This window comes from Sulfurimonas sp. (assembly GCF_028713515.1).
Classification (GTDB): domain Bacteria; phylum Campylobacterota; class Campylobacteria; order Campylobacterales; family Sulfurimonadaceae; genus Sulfurimonas.
In genome coordinates this window covers 40828-59068 of sequence record NZ_JAQTOD010000004.1, presented here as the reverse complement: position 1 = coordinate 59068, position 18241 = coordinate 40828, and the positions used below count along the sequence as shown (strand labels likewise).

The window sequence follows — 18241 nt, the reverse complement described above, 5'->3', positions numbered from 1 at the left end:
AACCCTAGTTAACGGCTTTAAGAGCTTGAACTTCTGCTCGAAGTTGCTCTAGCTCTTCCATAATAGCAGCAACTTCTTGACTCTTGTCGCTATCATCATCTCCACTAAAACGCTCGATAGTTGAGTGAATACTTTGAGTCAACGAATCAAGCTTGTCTTTTGTTTTATTGATAAGCTCATTGTTATCAATATTTAAATTCTCTTTGAGTTCATAAATTTTATTGACAATCTCATCTTGATGTCTAGCAAGATAATAAGCAGCAATACCACCAATAGCAGCACCTAGCACAAAATTAATAGTATTGTTTTGGCTCATGGTTTATCCTTTTGTTTGATTTGATTTCTTTTTAAAAAATTGAGACAGAGCGCCAATAGCAAGAGAACCAAATGTCACTTTTGCAATGCCGTTAGAAGCTTTAAGTGCAAGTGATTTAGTTTGCTCATGGAGATAGCCTATCAACTCATGCAACTCATGCAGCCCAGCCAATGATTTTGCACCCAAAGAACGAGTCTCTATTTTGAGGCTACCAATGAGTTCATTAACTTCATGTAGCGTTAATGCCGCTTTAGTAGAGAGAAAACTAAGCTCACTCTGCACACTATCAATAAATCCATGCAGTCGCTTCATAGTCTTAAACACCTGCAGTCCAATAACAACTACTACTATTGAGATAAAAACCATACATACAGCAATTATTCCAACAAAAATAGTTAAAAGTTCATTATTCATTTGGTACTCCCTCCTCCTGTATAGTAACGCACCAATCCTTATATCTGCCTCATTTATAAATTGTCAGGGATAGACTTTTTATAATCTAAATCTCTTCAACCAAAGCGTCACTAACTATTAACCTACCATCATCAAGCTGCTTCAGCTTAAATGCACCGCTACACTCGCCACCGCTTATATCCATAACGACCACTTGAAGTATCTTGTTGCATTTTTTTGGTATGTCAAAATGGCTTTTCATTCCAGTTAGAAAATACTTAAGTGGTACTTTTTCATCCATACCTATAACATTATCCCGACAACCAGTAAGCCCGACATCCGTCAGATATGCTGTTTTTTTAGAGATTTGCAAATCATCCGTACCTACATGGGTGTGAGTTCCAACTATCGCACTAACTCTACCACCGAGCAACATCATCATTGCCCTCTTCTCACTTGTTGCTTCTGCGTGAAAATCTATAAATATATTTTTTACGCCCTCTCCATGCAGAGACTCAACTGTCATCTCAGCCTTACGAAAAGCGTTGTCAGTAAAAGGCATAGAGTGGTGCCCCATAAGATTTAAAACAGCCAACTTCTCACCAGCTACCTCGTAAATCTTGCATCCTGTTCCCTTTACACCATCTGGATAATTATGTGGACGAAGTATTTCGTGGGTATCAAAAAGTGTCTCAATCTCTTTTTTATCCCAAGAGTGATTTCCACCACTCATACAATCAACCCCATACCCAACCATCTCGTTTGCATTTTTTACAGTTAGCCCAAACCCATGAGATGCGTTTTCATAGTTTGCTATAACAAAGTCAATTTTATACTCTTTTCTTAGATTTTTAAGATAGTTTTTCAGCATATCTCTACCGGGTTCACCTACTACATCGCCTATAAATGCTATTCTCATTATGAAACTCTTCTTTGCTTTGAATATTTATTTGTTATGGATTGTACAAAATAGATGATGAATTCTTAGTTATATTTGAATGCGGGGGCTTAAGTTTGCTTATATTTTAAGTATGTTGTCAAATAGAGCTGTTTGACACTCCTTCTACTCTTTATCTGCACATTTAACTTGCAGATAAAGGGCACATTATAGACTAAGGCAGTAAAATCGCTACCGCTATTATGCCATTGAAAGCGTTGTTGACGCCGTTGCGGTACTGCTACCGTTAGTATAAGCTGACAAAATACGCTGCAAAAGTGCTGCTTGCATTTTTGAAGATGATGAATCATCCGGAGCTGTTGTAGCCTGTGAGAGCTGTTGCACCACATCTGTTGGTCCTTGCGAAGAGTCCGCTTTATGATGACCACCATGGCCATGTTTACCCTGCGACTGCTTCAGTGCGCTAAGGAGCTCATCAACACTCATGGATTGATCGCCATTTTTATCAATAGCACTAAATGCGCTATCCGCATCATAAGTGTTACCTGTTTTTTGAGAAAGTGCTTGTGATGCCTGAGAAAACTCATTTTTATCTATCGCTCCATCCTTATTTGTGTCAAGGGTAGAAACAAGCATCTCTGTCACTTGCTGCATCATGGAAGAAAAATTGTCAGTTGAATTTGCAGAACTTACGCTATCTTGGCTCTGAGTACCGCCAATTTTACTGGATTGTAAGCTAGTTGCCCAAGCTGATCCGCCGTTAATGGTCATTGTATCTCCTTTTAAGGGTTAAATACATATAAGATTCTTTAAAAAATATAAGGTCCTTCTTGTCGTTTCTAGGAGTTCAGATATGCTTTTTTTTGCAAGCAATATTAATTCCATAACCTCTACATAATTTTCATTAAGCCACTTCTTATAGAGTTTCAACAGCATCTTTACAAACAAGAAGCAGTACAATGGCACTCTTTGGCTATCTCTATAAAGATGGAGCTACAACCAAAAAAGCTACTTCTTCGCTCTTAAGTATAAAAGCACCGCTTTTATGATGTCATCATCATCTTTTGAGGCTGATTTTATGCTCTCTTTTTTCTCATCCATAAATGTAAATGTTATATTTTGCCCATAGTTTGAGACGCTCTTTATATTTTTTTCCAAACTTAGAAGTTTTATGACCATTAGCTCGAAGAACTGCTCTGTTGGAGTGTCGATTTTTCCAAATCTATCTATTAGTTCCTCTTGTATCTCATAAACCTCAACGCTGTTTTCACATGCCGAGAGCCTTCTGTATATATCCAAACGAAGCCTATCCTCTTGCACAATCTCATCAGAGATATAAGCTGAGATGGTGAGTTTTATATCTATTTTTGCCTTCTCTTTATCCACACTATTGCTTAAAAGCTTTATGGCATCCTCTAACATTCTAAGATAGAGCGAATAGCCTATGTTTTTGATATGTCCGCTTTGTGCATCCCCAACAAGGTTACCACCACCTCTAATCTCTAAGTCATGATAAGCCAAAACCGAACCGCTTCCCAAGAATGAGTTTGACTCTAATGCTAGAAGTCTTTTTTTTGCCTCATCTGTCAACTTCTCTTTATCTGCAACCACAAAATATGCAAAGCCCTCAACACTTCCACGCCCTACTCTTCCGCGAAGCTGATGCAAATCCGCTATACCAAACCTATCTGCACCATCGACTATGATGGTATTTACTCTAGGCATATGAATACCGCTCTCAATGATGGAAGTCGCAATCATCACATCATATTCGCCGGCTTCAAATTTTAGAAGCTCTTTTTCTGTATCGTTTGCCGAGATTTTGGAATGAAGCATAACTGCCCTTAGGTTTGGCAGAAGTGCTTTTAGTTCACCAAGTTTTATCGGCATGTGGTCAATCGAGTTGTGAACATAAAAAACTTGTCCGCCACGGCGAATCTCTCGCAGAATTACCTCTTTTATGAGCTTCTCTTCATACTCTTTTACAAATGTTCTAACCGGTTGTCTTAAACTTGGCGGAGTTAAAAGCTGTGACATAGTTTTAATCGAACTTAGAGCCTGATTTAGTGAGCGAGGAATCGGCGTTGCGCTCATTGAAAGAAGATGAACATTGTGGTAAAGCTCTTTTATCTGCTCCTTTTGTTTAACCCCAAATTTATGCTCCTCATCAACTATAACAACGCCAAGATTTTTAAAGTCAAGTCCAAAAAGAGCATGCGTTCCAACAACGGCATCTAGCTCTCCAGACGCAAGTGCTGAAATAATTTTTTTTCTATCTTTCTCACTCACAAATCTATCTAGTTTTGCGTATCTGATGCCTAAGTTTTTAAATCTCTCATCAAGTGAGCGAAAGTGTTGGGCAGAGAGAAGCGTTGTCGGAACGATTAAAGCCGACTGAAATCCTGACTTAAAAGCAGCGTAGATGGTGTTCATAGCAACTTCGGTTTTGCCAAAGCCCACATCTCCGCTAAGAAGTCTATCCATGATGTGTCCTGAGCTCATTTGCGAAATTATCTCATCAACCGATAACTTTTGGTCGTCCGTATATTCAAATCCGGACATTGCCTGAAACTCTTTTAAATCTGCTTCTGAGATTGTTATCTTTGGAGCCTCTATCAACTCTCTTGCAGCGGCAGTGTTTACAATCTGAGAAGCAATTTCCATAAGGCGTTTTTTTACACTCTCTTTTAGCTTACCAAAACTTCCCTTGCCGAGTCTATCCAGAGCAGGAGTAGAGCCTCCGGATGCGATGTAGCGGTCTATGCAATCTAGATTTTCAACAGGAAGAAGTATCTTATCGTCGCCGACATATCTTATGACTATAAAATCTTTTACGCCGCCAAGAATTTCAGTCTTTTCAATACCCTCAAATATACCAACGCCATAATCCTCATGAACAACATAATCGCCGCTTCTCAAATCATCAAGCAAGATGGAGCTTTTTCTGCGTCGTCTAAATTTTTCTGGCTTATTCAAAGAGACAACAAGCTCATCTTTTGAGATAATATTTAGAATGTACGGTGCATAAACCACTTTAATTTTTTTATGCTCAAAAAGTCCAACTTGCCTCAAAGCTCCCTCGTTTGAAGCTATAATGGTTATTTTTTTATCTTGATGAAGATTTACTAAAGTCGCAACATCTGAGACAATAAGCTCTTTAAAATCATCAGATTCTGGCAAAATATCCACATTAAAACACTCACGAGATATTGTCGGATGATTTAGTGCATAAGCGTCAATTAAAAGCGCATCTAAATTTCTTACCAACTTTACACTTTTGTTCTCTAGAAAATTTGAAGCGTTTTCATCCAGATGCCAAAAGCCCAGAGATGCCACATCTTTAACCAGTGAATCAAACTCACTTTTTATGATTTTCTCATTCAGAGTGTTGAACTCCTGCTCATTTAGGGAGTAAAAAGCAGGGGTTATGCGAATGCTCTCCAGCTCCTCTTTTTGTGTTCTTTGACTTTCAAGCTCAAAATATTTTATCTGCTCTATCTCGTTATCAAAAAGAGAGATTCTTATGGGCATTGGATTTGATGGAGAGAAGATGTCGATTATATCACCACGAAAAGAGATTTCGCCCTCAACCTGTACCATATCCACAAAACTGTATCCCCAAAAAAACATTCTCTCTTTAAATTCATTCAACTTGATATTTTCGCCAAACTCTAAAGTGCTGTATTGCAAAAGTTTTTCATTCGGCAGCGGAAAAAGAACTGTTTTAAGAGGAGAAATTATCAGAGGCTTTTTCTTGCTTGAGTAGTACTCTCTAAGAAGTAAGAAAAGTTTGTGAAGCTCCTCTTTAAAAACCCTCAAATCATCCCCATAAGATGCTCTAAGATCTGGAAAAACCAGAACTTCTTTACCAAAAAACTTAGCAACACTCTCTAGCTCTTTAGCTTCTCGTATATCTTCACAAATCAGAACTTCTAAATTTTGTTTTTTGTCATTTTTGTAATACTCAAATAGTCTATTCTGCGACACTGTTTTCCTTATTGAAATACTTTTTTAAAAAAGTCTCTACGACGCTAAAAGAGCCAAAAACTAGATATTTTTGCTCTTTGTTTATTTCCATAAATACCCCATGTTTTATCTCTAAATCATCCAGTGCATTTTGTATGAGTTTGACTTCTGCAATTCTGCTATCATCAACCTCTATAATCTCCACTCGTGAGATTATGGGTTTTAATATTTTTAGTATCTCTGTGTAATTTTTATCACTATAGCTATTATAAACAACTATCCGTTTTTCGCCATCAAGTGCCTCTACAATAGCAGATGCGGCAAGTGCATTGTGCCCTACATCAATGATAATATTTTCAGTTAGTTTTGTAACTCTTCCAAAAAGAGGTGGGTTTTTGAAATCATCTGTCTCATATTTTATTCCTAAAAAATTAAGTACTGAGATAGCCAAAGAGAGATTTTGTGAGAGATATTTAGCTAAAGAGAGCTCTTTAGTTATAGTTTCAATTTTTTTAAAATCATCATCATTCAGAAGTTCATCAACGCTATAAATATTCAAAGATTTAGCAACACCCATATTTTGTGCGATTTCATAAACCTCTTTGTGATTTTGGTATCCGATTATTGCGCTATTTTGGATGGCGTTTAATTTTGTAGTTGCAATCTCCTCTATGGATGAACCCAAAAAAGCTTCATGATCAAAAGAGATTGGCGTGACTAGCGTTAGACATTTGTCAAACACTGCAGTTGCATCCCTCTCTCCTCCAAGACCAGCTTCTAGGACTACAAAATCACACTCATTGAAGATAAGCATCGCTAAAAGTGTTGTGTACTCAAAATAACTAAGCGAGTCGGAATCTTCATTTGAGAGTAGAGATTGCAGTTTTTTATGAGCGTTGCTCAGCACATCATCTTCCACGCTAGCGCCATTTAGCCATACTCTTTCGCTAAACTTTAAAATGTGCGGAGAGGTATAGTGTCCGACACTAAAACCTATATGATGTAGCGCTGATGCCAGAAATCTTCCAGTCGTTCCCTTGCCATTTGTGCCAACTATATGGATATTTTTAAGACTTTTAAAATTAGACTCTATCTTCTTATATACCCTTGGAAATCGCTCATAATCAATCTCTGCGTAAAAGAGCGGTTTGTTGCTTAAAAAAGTTTGGAGCATTATTTTTTATATGCCACTTGATTACGACCATTTCTTTTGGCTGTATAGAGATACTCATCGGCTGACTTTAAAAGAGCCTGCAAGGATGTATGTCTTGCTCTCTCAGAGACTCCACAACTAACAGTAACTGCTATTCGCTCTCCCTTATACATGAAGTGAGCTTTTTGCACATGTTCTCTAACTTTTTCAGCAAAATTAGCTGCGCCTTTAGCATCTGTCTTGCTAAGAATCGCAATAAATTCCTCTCCGCCAAATCTTCCTACAATATCAACACTTCTTGTTAGATTTTTAAGCATCTTTGCAAAAGCAGTTAAAACAGCATCCCCAGCATCATGTCCATAGGTGTCATTTATGACTTTAAAGTGATCCAAATCAAACATAATTATAGAAAAATCATGCCCATGTCGCCCATACTCGGCCTCTTTAATATTTATGAATTCATCCAAGGCTCTTTTATTATAAAGTTTTGTTAAAAAATCTTCTCTTGACTCCTCTTTAGCGTTAAGAAGTTCGTTTTCAAGTGTCTCTATTTTTTTATTTAAAACTTTTACTTCTAGACTATGATTTCTTAAGTCTTTACTCAGATTTTGAGTATTTTCTTCCAGCGCCAAGGCAATAGTATATAATTTTTTATGCGCGGTATTAAAATTAGAATTGTCTTGTAAATTGTAAAGCTCTAGTTCGTTTTTAATTTTTTGTATCTCTACAGTTGAGCTGTCTGAACTCTCTATCATCTCAATAAGCCTAATAGAGAGCTTATCTAGTACGCCATCAAGAGACTCCAGCATCTCATTAACGCTCTGTTTGTCAAGCGCAATTCTAAGCGAGATTGCTGATTTTATCTCAGACTCAATATCTTTACTCTCTAAAATTCTTGGATTATCCTGAATCCTTTGGCTTAGATTTGCTATCTTGTCATTTACACTAGAGGCAATTGAGGGCACCAAGGATGAAACTAAAAGAGATGAGATTAAAGATAGCTCAAGCGAATTCATATCCTTATTTACACTACTGAGTAATTTTAGATTTAATACGCTATTTTTAAGATCCTTGCTATCTATATCACCTAAAGTTTTTAGTTTCTGTAAAAATGAGTCATCGTATGTAGTTATGAAGTTAACCCAAAGCTGTCTATATTGATCTATCTCAGTCGCGGAAGCCTCTCTACTAAGAAGATCAATACTCTTTCTAGCCAACTGCTCCGCTTCTTTATTGTGAAGAATCTCAACAACCTGAAGTACTCTTTTTGTAAAAACAGTTTGTGACTCTAAAAGCGTTGAACAGTGAGTTGGATTTGTACGGTTAAGCTTAGAGATTAAAAAGCGAGCGAGCTCAGAGATGGTTCTTATACTATATTTTTCTAGCTCTTTTTGAAACTCTCTATTGAGTGTATTTTTAAGATTTTCAACAAGCATACAATCTTCAACGCGAACTCCAGCCTTAGTCGACTCTTTACAAAATGCGTCCATATAAGCATCAGGAGTAAGCAACTTACCCTCATTTTCGAGTCTTTTAATTGCATTGTTTATAATAGCTTTAACGGTCACTGTATCACTCCTCGTTCTTTTTGGCTCTTGCTCCATCTGCAGAAACTTTTGCTATAAAAGATTTGATTGCTCTTTGTGCAGAAAATTTTATAGCATCAAATCTCTCTTGATCAGTTATTAGCGCATTTTGTGCTATTGTAAAATCATAAAATCCTCTTAAGCTATACTCTTTACTCTCACCATTTTTAAGACTTTTAATCTTTAATATAAGATTCATTCTATAGCCTATAACATAACCATTTTTATCATATACAATTGGCACATAACTAACACTGCCAACACTAACAACAAGATGAGTTGTTGACTCAGCTCTATCGACTAAAGATGTTTGAAAAACTTCTATCATCGCACTATCAATCGCATCTTTTATGATAACTGTATTTTCTGGATCTTGTGCAGAGATAATAACACTAGTACTTACTTTTTCACCTAAAACCCCGCGAGCGAACTTGGCACTTGGCTCATAGCCACAACCATCTATAAAAATCATTAAAAAAAATAGAACTAGAATTTTTTTTATGTAAAATATTTTCAAAATTAACCTTTTACCACTAGATTAACCAACCTATTTGGAACAACTATCTCTTTTACTATAGTTTGGCCATCTAGCCACTTTGCGACACTCTCTTTTGCAAGACTAACTATCTCACCTTGCGCCGTATCTAGAGCGACTTCTATCTCTGCCCTTACTTTGCCATTAACGGAGACTCCAAGTATTATAGAGTCTTGCATAAACACTTCATCCCTAATCTCTTGTTTTGTTAGGTTTTTCAAAGAGAAAAATCTACTGCTAATATCCCAACAGACATGCGGGATCACAGGTTCCATAATTGAAGATAGTATCCAATACCCCTCGCTCCAGACATCAGAGTTGTTTTGAGTGTTTAGTGCATTCATAGCTTCCATAACACCAGCTATCATCGTGTTAAATGTATACTTTTCTCTGTAAACATCATTTGCGCGAACCAGAGCTTCATACACTTTTTTTCTAGCAAATTTTTCCTCTTTAGATAGAGATGAGTGCTCTATCTGTGGAATCGTATTACACTTATAAACATTTGAACTTCTATCATAAAATCTTTTTATAAATTTAAATGCTCCCTCAACCGCACTATCATTCCACTCAAGTTCTTGTGTTGGAGGTGCAGCAAAAAGTATAAAAAGCCTTGCTGTGTCTGCACCATATTTCTCAATAATTGCATCAGGATCAACAGTATTGCCTTTTGATTTGCTCATTTTAGCGCCATCTTTTAGCACCATTCCTTGGGTCAAAAGCTTATCAAACGGCTCATCAAATTCTAAGTACCCCAAATCTCGAAATACTTTTGTAAAAAATCTTGCATAAAGAAGATGAAGTATCGCATGCTCTATACCGCCGATGTAATGGTCAACACCCATCCAGTACTCAATCTGCTCTTTAGAAAAAGCCTCTTTTTCCCAATTCTTTGGAGATGCACAAAAGCGCAAAAAGTACCATGAAGACTCAACAAATGTATCCATAGTATCTGTCTCACGAGTAGCATCCTCGCCACACTGTGGGCATTTGCAGTGCTTCCATGATGGATGTTTTTCAAGCGGATTTCCCTCGCCAGTAATTACGATATCTTCAGGCAGAGCAATTGGAAGATTCTCTTTTTTCTCCATAACCAAACCACAATCATGACAGTGAACAAATGGAATCGGCGCACCCCAATATCTCTGGCGAGAGACTCCCCAATCTTTTAGTTTATAGTTAGTTGTTTTTTTACCAATTTTTTCTGCTTCAAAATGCTCTATAATTTTAGCTTGAGCCTCTTTTGAGTTCATTCCACTAAACTCTGCTGAGTCAAAAAGCTCCCCAACTTCAGTAAATGCGATCTCACTATTAAGTTTGCCATTAAAAGGTTTGATAACTGGGCAAATCTCTAAATCGTACTTCTTAGCAAACTCAAAATCCCTATCATCGTGAGCAGGAACCGCCATAACAGCGCCACTTCCATAATCCATCAAAACAAAATTTGCACACCAAATAGGGATTTTTTTACCGGTTAGCGGATGCAAGACTTCAAGTCCAAGCGCCAAACCTGATTTCTCTTTTTGTCTATCTATTGACGAAGAACTTCTCATCTCTTTTATCTCAGAAATTGCATCAGCATCCAAACCAGCGTTTTCCATCAAATGAGAGATAATCGGATGCTCAGGGGCAAGAGCGGCGTAACTAACACCATATATAGTATCTGGTCTTGTTGTAAAAACATCAAAACCATCAAATTTTCCGTCCAATTTTGCTTTTGAAGCTTCATCAAAAAAGAGATCAAATGATAAGCCGTTTGATTTACCTATCCAGTTCTCTTGCATAGTAAGCACTTGTTTTGGCCAACCACCCTCAAGTTTTGACAAATCACTCAGTAACTCATCGCCATATTGCGTAATCTTAAAATAGTACTGATTCATATCTTTTTTAGTTATCTGAGTATCGCATCTCCAGCATCCGCCATCAATAACCTGTTCATTTGCCAAAACTGTATGACAGCTAGGGCACCAATTTAAAAACCCTTTTTTACGATACAGAAGCCCTTTTTCAAACATATCTATAATAAAACCCTGCTCAAACTTAGTATAAAGCTCATCACTTGTTGCAAGTTCTCGTTCTTTTGAAAATGAAAATCCAAGCGATTTAAACTCACTCTTCATGTAGTCTATATTGTCATAAGTCCATTTTTTTGGGTGTGAGCCATTTTTTATAGCTGCGTTCTCAGCGGGCATTCCAAAACTATCAAATCCTATTGGGTGAAGAACATTAAATCCTTGCTGCCTATAATATCTAGCAAAAGAGTCACTTAGCGTATAGTTTCTAACATGTCCCATATGAAGTCGTCCACTTGGAAATGGGAACATACTCAATATGTATTTTTTCTCTTTTGTAAAATCTTCACTTGGCTCAAAACTCCTATTTTTTAGCCAATAATCTTGCCACTCTCTCTCTACTGTTTTTGAACTATATTCCAAACTTTTCTCCTAAAACTTAATCTACTACTTTTTATAAATTATTACCAATAAAAAACTTCTTATAAATGTTTAATATAACTACCAAGATTATACAAAAAATATCTTAAGCAGTGACTGAAATACGGTGTCTACGACTTATCTATAAATACTCCAAAAAAAGAATATTTCACCATTATAAAATAGAGTTTAAATAAAAAAAATAACCTGTATAAAATTATGAATAAATTACTATTTTTTAAATATATTTTTAAGGTTTGCGAGTTATAATTCCGCAGACTTTACTTTATGTTATTAATTTAATAACCATAAAGAGAGAGAAATAACAAAAAAAAGGAAATAAAATGAAAAAAGTTTTATTCACGGCTCTTTTAGCATTAGGTTTAGTTGCATCATTCACAGGTTGTGAGAAAAAAGAGGCTCCTGTTGAAGCTCCTGTTGAAACTCCAGCTCCAGCTGCAGAAGCTACTCCAGCTCCAGCTCCAGAAGCTGCTCCAGTTGATGCTGCTGCAACTCCAGCTCCAGATGCTGCTGCAACTCCAGCTCCAGAAGCTGCTGCAACTCCAGCTAAATAATTTCTCTTCTTTACACCTTTTTGGTGTAAAGAGAATTTCTTCACATAATCATTTTAATTTCACAGCAGATTATTATATTTCACAAAAACAGTACTATATAGATAAACTAGAAAATATTTTATAGTAAATCTACTTTAGTTATAGACACTCTATACTTTTTTACTAAGCGCCTCTATATGGTTGCTGTCACCTAAAACAACTAAAATATCACCTTTTTCTAAAATATCATTATTCTCAAATGATGTATGCCAAACTCCCTGATGCTTATAGGCGATAGGTTTTACATTAAACTCGGTTTCAAAAACAGGAGATAAAATTGAGATTCCAATCCAAAAAGATGGAACATTCATTTTTGCCAACTTCATAGTAATAGATAGATCTATTGTCTCGTAGTGCATATTTTTTACCATTTTTTTAACAAGTTTTTTTGCAGATTCCATCTCAGGGTAGATAATCTTTGCGGCCCCTAGTTTTGCTAAAATTTGACCATGCACTGGAGTGATTGCCTTTGCTACAACAGTTTCTATTTTAAGCTCTTTTAGTGCCATAACAGTTAAAATACTTGATTCAATATTCTCACCTATACTAACAACAGCCACATCAACCTGATCTATTCCGGCTTCACGCAGTGCGCGAATATCAGTTGAATCAAGCATTATTGCTTCTTGAACATACTCATTTATATCGCGAACTTTTTCTTCATCATGATCAACAGCAATAACATTTAACCCCTGCTGCGCCAACCCTTTCGCAACATTAAATCCAAATTTTCCTAACCCTACAATTGCATAATTACTCATAGTATTACTTTTCCTTCTGCATATTTTATTCTACTCTCAACAGCTTTTCCAACAATTGCTATTGTAAAAGCAAAAACACCTATTCTTCCCATTAGCATTAAGAAAATTATGTTAAATTTTCCAAAATCACTAAAAAGAGCACTAAGACTTAAAACCCCGCCATCCCCAGTTGAAATACCAACTGTACCAAAAGCAGAACATGCCTCAAACAGTATCTTTAAAAATGGAGCACTCTCAATCTCTGAAAGAAACACAGAGGAAGCGACAACATAAAAAGAAGCTACAAAAACAATCGCGTATGATTTATTAATCTGAAATGCAGAAATTGAGCGATGAAAAATTCTTGCATTTTTATCTCCACGAAGTGTAAACCAGACTCCAAGCGCAGACAGAGCAAACGCCGTTGTTTTAATACCGCCAGCCGTACCACCAGGACTTCCTCCAATCATCATAAAAAATGTTGCAAAAAACAGATTTGGGTCTCGCAGTGTTGAAAAATCTATCGTATTAAAACCAGCTGTCCTGTAGTTAACGGATGTAAACCAAGCTGAGAGCATCTTATCTTTTAGACTCATTGAACCAAAAGATGCAGGGTTACTCCACTCCAAAGATAGCACTATAGCCATCCCAATTAAAATCAAAAAAAGTGTAGTATAAAGAACAATTTTTGTGTGCGTTGAGAGACGAACAACTTCTTTTTTGTAGTAATGAAAAAGCTCTTGAAGAACAATGTAACCAATACCGCCGAGAATAATCAAAAATGGAATCACCAGATTGATAATGGTATCGCCACGATAGTTCATTAGATTATTACTAAAAAGTGAGAAACCGGCATTATTAAAAGCTGATATAGAGTGAAAAAAACCAAACCAGAGAGCTTTTCCTAGTGGCATATCAGCAAGAAAGCGCAATGCAAGAATTATAGCACCTGCAAATTCTATAAAGAAAACAAAATAGAAAACAATTTTTAAAAATCTAACTAAACCATCCATGGCTGGATAGTTTAGCGACTCTTTTAGTATTAAACGGTCTCTATGGTCAACTTTTTTTCGTCTAATTACTGCAAAAAATGTAACAGCAGACATGTATCCAAGTCCACCAATTTGAATCAATACCAAAATAACCATATGCCCAAAAGATGTAAAATCAACGGGTGTATCTTTTACAATAAGTCCCGTTACACAAACCGCGGATGTTGAAGTAAAGATTGCATCAACAAAAGAGAGATGTCCATTGTGTGCGAACGGCATAGATAGCAGTATTGCTCCAATAGCTATGAGAACAACAAAGCTTAAAATAATAATTTTTATTTCACGAGAATGCACAAATTAGCCTTTTTTGGCAATTTAAAATCATCATATTTACTTAAAAACAGATATGACAAAAAGAGAAAATAGCCTCAAGACTATATTACTCCTGACTCAAACTGATCGCGCATTCTTTGCTTTTCAGCTATATTTTTCATTTTATCGGCCATTTTTTGACGATAAGAAGATACACTAAATCCAGTCCATACAACAAGTTGTGCAGCCACAAAAATCGAACTATATGTTCCAATAATTACCCCGATAAGCATTGGGAAACTAAAGCCATACATAATATCTCCACCAAAAATGAAAAGTGTTAGCACAACGAAAAATACCGTCAATGAAGTGAGTGTTGTTCGCGATTGTGTACGCGAAACTGCTTCGTTAATAATTGTAACAAAATCACTCTCTTTAGACTCTTCAATATATTCACGCACCCTGTCATAAACGATAATAGTATCATGAATTGAATAGCTTAAAATCATAAGCAGTGCTGCAACACTCTCTATATTAAAATCAACTTCAAAGTATGAAACAAACCCAAAAGTAATAATAATATCATGAACGATTGCAATAATAGCCGCTATGGCAAAACGCCATTCATAACGGAATGTTACTGTCGCCATAATAGCAAGCAGTGTTAATAAAAATGCGGTCAATCCTTTAACACGCAACTCATCACCTATTTTTGGACCAACCATATCAACACGGCGAATCTCAAACTCACCAGTATCTTTTAAAATTTCCTTGGTGGTATCACCTATATCATTAGTTACACCTACTGTTGATGATGCCGTTTTTATAACAATCTCTTGTGGCGAACCAAATTCACTTACACTTGCATGTTCAAAAAGTTTACTCTTTTTAAGGCTTTCACGCACTTTTTCAATAGGAGCATTTTGAGTATATTTTACCTGAACAACCGTTCCGCCAGTAAAATCAATACCAAATGAAAAACCTTTTATTGCAATAATGGCAATTGCAGCAAAAAAAAGAACAAAAGATGCAACAAAAAAAATCTTTCCCTTTCCTAGAAAATTATAAACTTTATCTTCTTTAAAAAGTTCCATAATTATGCTCCTTTTCTTCGTGACATACCAAACCACAATGTGTAGTTTTTATTTTTTTCTATACGACTTGTGAATAAATCATACACACCGTGTGTACCAATAATTGCTGTTATCATTGATGCTATAATTCCTAAACTAAGTGCAACAGCAAATCCTTGAATAGCGCCAGTTCCATAAACATAAAGAATAGTACACGCCAAAATTTGTGTTATGTTTGAATCTAAAATTGCACGCATTGCCTTTTGATACCCTTCCGTAATCGCTCGTCCAGCAGGAATCTTAGCGCGTAATCCTTCACGAATCCGCTCATTGATAATGATATTTGCATCTACTGCCAATCCTATATGTAAAACAATACCTGCCATTCCCGGCAAAGTCAAAGTTGCACCCAACAGAGACATCATTCCTAAGATAATAAAAAGATTGACTATAACTGCGAAATTAGCAATTACTCCAGCAAGTCCATAATAAAACATCATAAAAAGAATAACAAGCCCAAATCCACTAGCTAAAGCAAGAAGTGATGCATGAATACTATCTGCTCCTAAACTAGGGCCAACTGAGCGTTTTTCAAGTAGATAAATCGGTGCTAAAAGTGATCCTGAACGAAGGGCAATTGATAGATCTTTTGCTTCCTCAATTGTGTAGTTACCAGAAATCTGACCGCTTCCGCCACCAATTCTCTCATTTATTACGGGAGCAGAGTAAACTTTCCCATCCAAAACTACCGCTAAATGTTTTCCTACGCTCTTGCCAGTAAAGTCGCCAAATATCTCAGCACCCTCTGCGTTTAAGGAAAAATTTATCAGAGGGCGATTATTTTGATCAAAACCAACATGAGCATCTGTTAACATCGTGCCATCTAAGATTGGGATATCATGAACTAGATGTTTAATCTTTGGATTTTGAGCATCTTCTAGTATCACATCCGCGTACGAAGCAGCATCTGCGTCGCTCATGCTAAAAACACGAGCAGCTCTATCTTCATCAACCGCCATAAGCTCTAATTTTGCCGCACGAGAGATTAGCTCTCTTGCTCTTTGCTCATCTTCTTGAGTTTTTATTCCAGCTAGCTCTACAAGGATTTTATCCTCACCCTGTTTTGCAACAATCGGCTCAGACAAACCAAACTGATCAAGTCTGTTTCTTATGGTCTCTATTGCTTGGGAGATTGCTTGTTGCTCTGTCCTTAGCACCTCTTCTTTGCTTAGCGTAACAGAGACCTTTCCGCCATCAACAGCTACTACTGTTCCCGTTATTGCCGAAATATATGCTTTAACATCTTTAGCTGTCTCTTGGTCTAACAGAGTAAAAGAGACACTACTCTCATCAAAAGAGAACTCATCTATTAAGATATCTTTTTTTTCACTGTAGTGTTTAATACTTGAAGCGATTGACTTTATACGAGACTTTACAGCTTCTTCTGTTTTTACACCGAGAAGCATATGCAAACCACCCTGAAGATCAAGTCCTAGAGTTATTTTTTTGCCACTATCTAGCTGCAGCAGCGTTGGTGCCGAATAGAAGATACCAAATAATATGGCTACAACGAAAATAACAATACGATAACTAAATTTCATTTTCGTACTTTCTAGCAACCGCCTCTTTGGTTAATTTTACTATAGTATCTTCATTTATTTTTACACTCAGATATTTCTCTTCCACCTTGTAAACATCCACGATAAGACCGCCAGCAGTTATAATTTTATCACCTTTTTTAAGCGAGTCAATCATCTCTTTTCTTTTTTTTGTCTCTTGCTGCTGTGGGCGAAAAACCAAAAAGTACATAATTATGATTAGTATAACAAACGGTAGTAGTGATTTTAAAATTTCCATGCGAGGCGGTTTCCTTTGAATAAATTGCGGCAATTATACAAAAAATATATTAATAGCAGATTGAAGAGTGATATAATCTCAAACCAAAAAATAGGGCAACAAAATTATGATTCAAAAACTTCAAGACATAAGAAATTCTCAAAATCATCTACTCTTTGATTTAACTTTCGGGATTTTAACGGCTCTTCTTTTTAGCTCATTCATCTACTTTGAGCATTATGCAACAAGCATAAAATTAATAAACACTATCTCCGCTCTACTCTCTTTGGCACTGCTTTTGTATCTTCCAAAAAGAGCGATTTTAGTTGCTGGATTTTTCATAGGTATTTTATGGTTTTACTGGATTGGATACAGTTTCAAATATAATGGCGTTGGCTATATGGCGCCAATCATCACTCTTGCTTTTGCAATTATCTATATGCTCTTTTTTGGAGTTTTAGCACTCACAAACAGCGTAGCCATAAGAGCGGTTTTACTATTTGCTTTAAGTTTTTTTGAACCCATGGAGTGGAATTGGCTACAAATTCAACTTATCTTCGTGGATAGCTATATTGGGCTTTTTAAGTATCAACTTATAATTGTTTTATTCTCTCTCTCTCTTACTAACTATGTAAAAAAATCATACAAGTACACTCCACTTCTGCTTATATTTTTGGCATTTAACTTTAATCAACCAACACAAAAGGATGCTCCACTAAAAATTAAATTAGTGGCAACCGACATAAAGCAAGATATGAAATGGAGCAGAGACACGCTTACGCAGACAATATTTATGATATTTAACGAGATTGACAGTGCGGCAAAAAATGGTTATGAAGTAGTTGTTTTTCCAGAATCAGTTTTTCCTCTTTTTTTAAATGAAGATCAAACTCTAATAGATGAATTATCTCTTCGTTCTTATGAGATAACAATTATCGCAGGCGCTCTGCTTAATGAAAATGGCGTCCACTACAATGTTGCATATATGTTTAAAGATGGAAAATATGAGATTGCAAAGAAGATGATTTTAGTGCCTTTTGGAGAGTATATCCCACTTCCCTCATTTGCAAAAAAGTTTGTAAATGATTTCTTTTTCGCTGGAGCATCTGACTTTAAAACTGCAACTAAACCAACTGATTTTCTCATAAATGGCGTAAAATTCAGAAACGCAATTTGTTATGAAGCAACAACTAAAGAGATATACTATGGCGATGTTGATTTTGTAATCGCATCAAGCAATAATGCATGGTTTGCACCCTCTATTGAACCAACCCTTCAAAACCTACTAATGAAATACCATGCAAGAAAAAATGGTGTAACAATCTACCATTCTGCAAATTACCGAGGAACAGGCATAGTGAAGTAGTTAATCTAGTTTGGTATAATATAATCTTA

16 protein-coding genes are annotated in these 18241 nt (G+C 36.2%); 2 read left to right on the top strand and 14 right to left on the bottom strand.

What is annotated here, in order from left to right:
* Positions 1 to 4: 4 nt before the first annotated feature.
* The 9 genes from PHV22_RS08840 to leuS form a co-directional block, all read right to left on the bottom strand.
* Positions 5 to 316 carry a YtxH domain-containing protein gene (locus PHV22_RS08840; RefSeq protein WP_295023495.1) on the bottom strand — a complete coding sequence of 104 codons (312 nt, stop codon included), beginning with the start codon at positions 314 to 316 and terminating at the stop codon, positions 5 to 7.
* 3 nt (positions 317 to 319) lie between these two features.
* Positions 320 to 730, bottom strand: coding sequence for a hypothetical protein (locus PHV22_RS08835; RefSeq protein WP_295023497.1), 411 nt, complete (start codon positions 728 to 730; stop codon positions 320 to 322).
* 85 nt (positions 731 to 815) lie between these two features.
* Positions 816 to 1628 (bottom strand): TIGR00282 family metallophosphoesterase, encoded by an 813-nt coding sequence (locus PHV22_RS08830; RefSeq protein ID WP_295023499.1) that lies wholly within the window; start codon positions 1626 to 1628, stop codon positions 816 to 818.
* A 219-nt stretch (positions 1629 to 1847) separates the two neighbouring features.
* Positions 1848 to 2378 carry an EF-hand domain-containing protein gene (locus PHV22_RS08825; RefSeq protein ID WP_295023501.1) on the bottom strand — a complete coding sequence of 177 codons (531 nt, stop codon included), beginning with the start codon at positions 2376 to 2378 and terminating at the stop codon, positions 1848 to 1850.
* A gap of 237 nt (positions 2379 to 2615) precedes the next feature.
* Complete coding sequence (locus PHV22_RS08820) at positions 2616 to 5594, bottom strand: DEAD/DEAH box helicase (protein WP_299947167.1); 2979 nt, start codon at positions 5592 to 5594, stop codon at positions 2616 to 2618.
* A complete protein-coding gene (locus tag PHV22_RS08815; protein WP_299947164.1) occupies positions 5581 to 6747 on the bottom strand; it encodes a bifunctional folylpolyglutamate synthase/dihydrofolate synthase in 1167 nt (388 codons plus the stop codon). Before PHV22_RS08815 ends, PHV22_RS08820 begins: the two co-directional genes overlap by 14 nt.
* Positions 6747 to 8294 carry a GGDEF domain-containing protein gene (locus PHV22_RS08810; RefSeq protein ID WP_299947162.1) on the bottom strand — a complete coding sequence of 516 codons (1548 nt, stop codon included), beginning with the start codon at positions 8292 to 8294 and terminating at the stop codon, positions 6747 to 6749. The genes PHV22_RS08815 and PHV22_RS08810 overlap by 1 nt, the downstream gene beginning before the upstream one ends.
* 4 nt (positions 8295 to 8298) lie before the next feature.
* A complete protein-coding gene (gene lptE / locus PHV22_RS08805; protein ID WP_295023509.1) occupies positions 8299 to 8829 on the bottom strand; it encodes an LPS assembly lipoprotein LptE in 531 nt (176 codons plus the stop codon).
* Between the two features lie 2 nt (positions 8830 to 8831).
* Complete coding sequence (leuS, locus tag PHV22_RS08800) at positions 8832 to 11282, bottom strand: leucine--tRNA ligase (RefSeq protein WP_295023511.1); 2451 nt, start codon at positions 11280 to 11282, stop codon at positions 8832 to 8834.
* 341 nt (positions 11283 to 11623) lie between these two features.
* Here leuS and PHV22_RS08795 point away from each other — a divergent pair, with 341 nt between their 5' ends.
* Complete coding sequence (locus PHV22_RS08795) at positions 11624 to 11854, top strand: hypothetical protein (protein ID WP_295023513.1); 231 nt, start codon at positions 11624 to 11626, stop codon at positions 11852 to 11854.
* A gap of 149 nt (positions 11855 to 12003) precedes the next feature.
* Here the strand turns inward: PHV22_RS08795 and PHV22_RS08790 are convergent, their stop codons facing one another.
* The 5 genes from PHV22_RS08790 to yajC form a co-directional block, all read right to left on the bottom strand.
* The gene (locus PHV22_RS08790; RefSeq protein WP_295023515.1) at positions 12004 to 12654 is read right to left on the bottom strand and encodes a TrkA family potassium uptake protein; all 651 of its coding nucleotides are present in this window, start codon (positions 12652 to 12654) and stop codon (positions 12004 to 12006) included.
* Positions 12651 to 13979 (bottom strand): TrkH family potassium uptake protein, encoded by a 1329-nt coding sequence (locus PHV22_RS08785; RefSeq protein WP_295023517.1) that lies wholly within the window; start codon positions 13977 to 13979, stop codon positions 12651 to 12653. The genes PHV22_RS08790 and PHV22_RS08785 overlap by 4 nt, the downstream gene beginning before the upstream one ends.
* Positions 13980 to 14059: 80 nt before the next feature.
* Positions 14060 to 15031 (bottom strand): protein translocase subunit SecF, encoded by a 972-nt coding sequence (secF, locus tag PHV22_RS08780; protein WP_295023519.1) that lies wholly within the window; start codon positions 15029 to 15031, stop codon positions 14060 to 14062.
* 2 nt (positions 15032 to 15033) lie between these two features.
* Positions 15034 to 16611 (bottom strand): protein translocase subunit SecD, encoded by a 1578-nt coding sequence (gene secD / locus PHV22_RS08775; RefSeq protein ID WP_295023521.1) that lies wholly within the window; start codon positions 16609 to 16611, stop codon positions 15034 to 15036.
* Entirely contained in the window at positions 16601 to 16867 is a 267-nt protein-coding gene (yajC, locus tag PHV22_RS08770) for a preprotein translocase subunit YajC (RefSeq protein ID WP_295023522.1), read from the bottom strand. The genes secD and yajC overlap by 11 nt, the downstream gene beginning before the upstream one ends.
* A 106-nt stretch (positions 16868 to 16973) precedes the next feature.
* Here yajC and PHV22_RS08765 point away from each other — a divergent pair, with 106 nt between their 5' ends.
* Complete coding sequence (locus tag PHV22_RS08765; RefSeq protein ID WP_295023524.1) at positions 16974 to 18212, top strand: apolipoprotein N-acyltransferase; 1239 nt, start codon at positions 16974 to 16976, stop codon at positions 18210 to 18212.
* Positions 18213 to 18241: the final 29 nt, after the last annotated feature.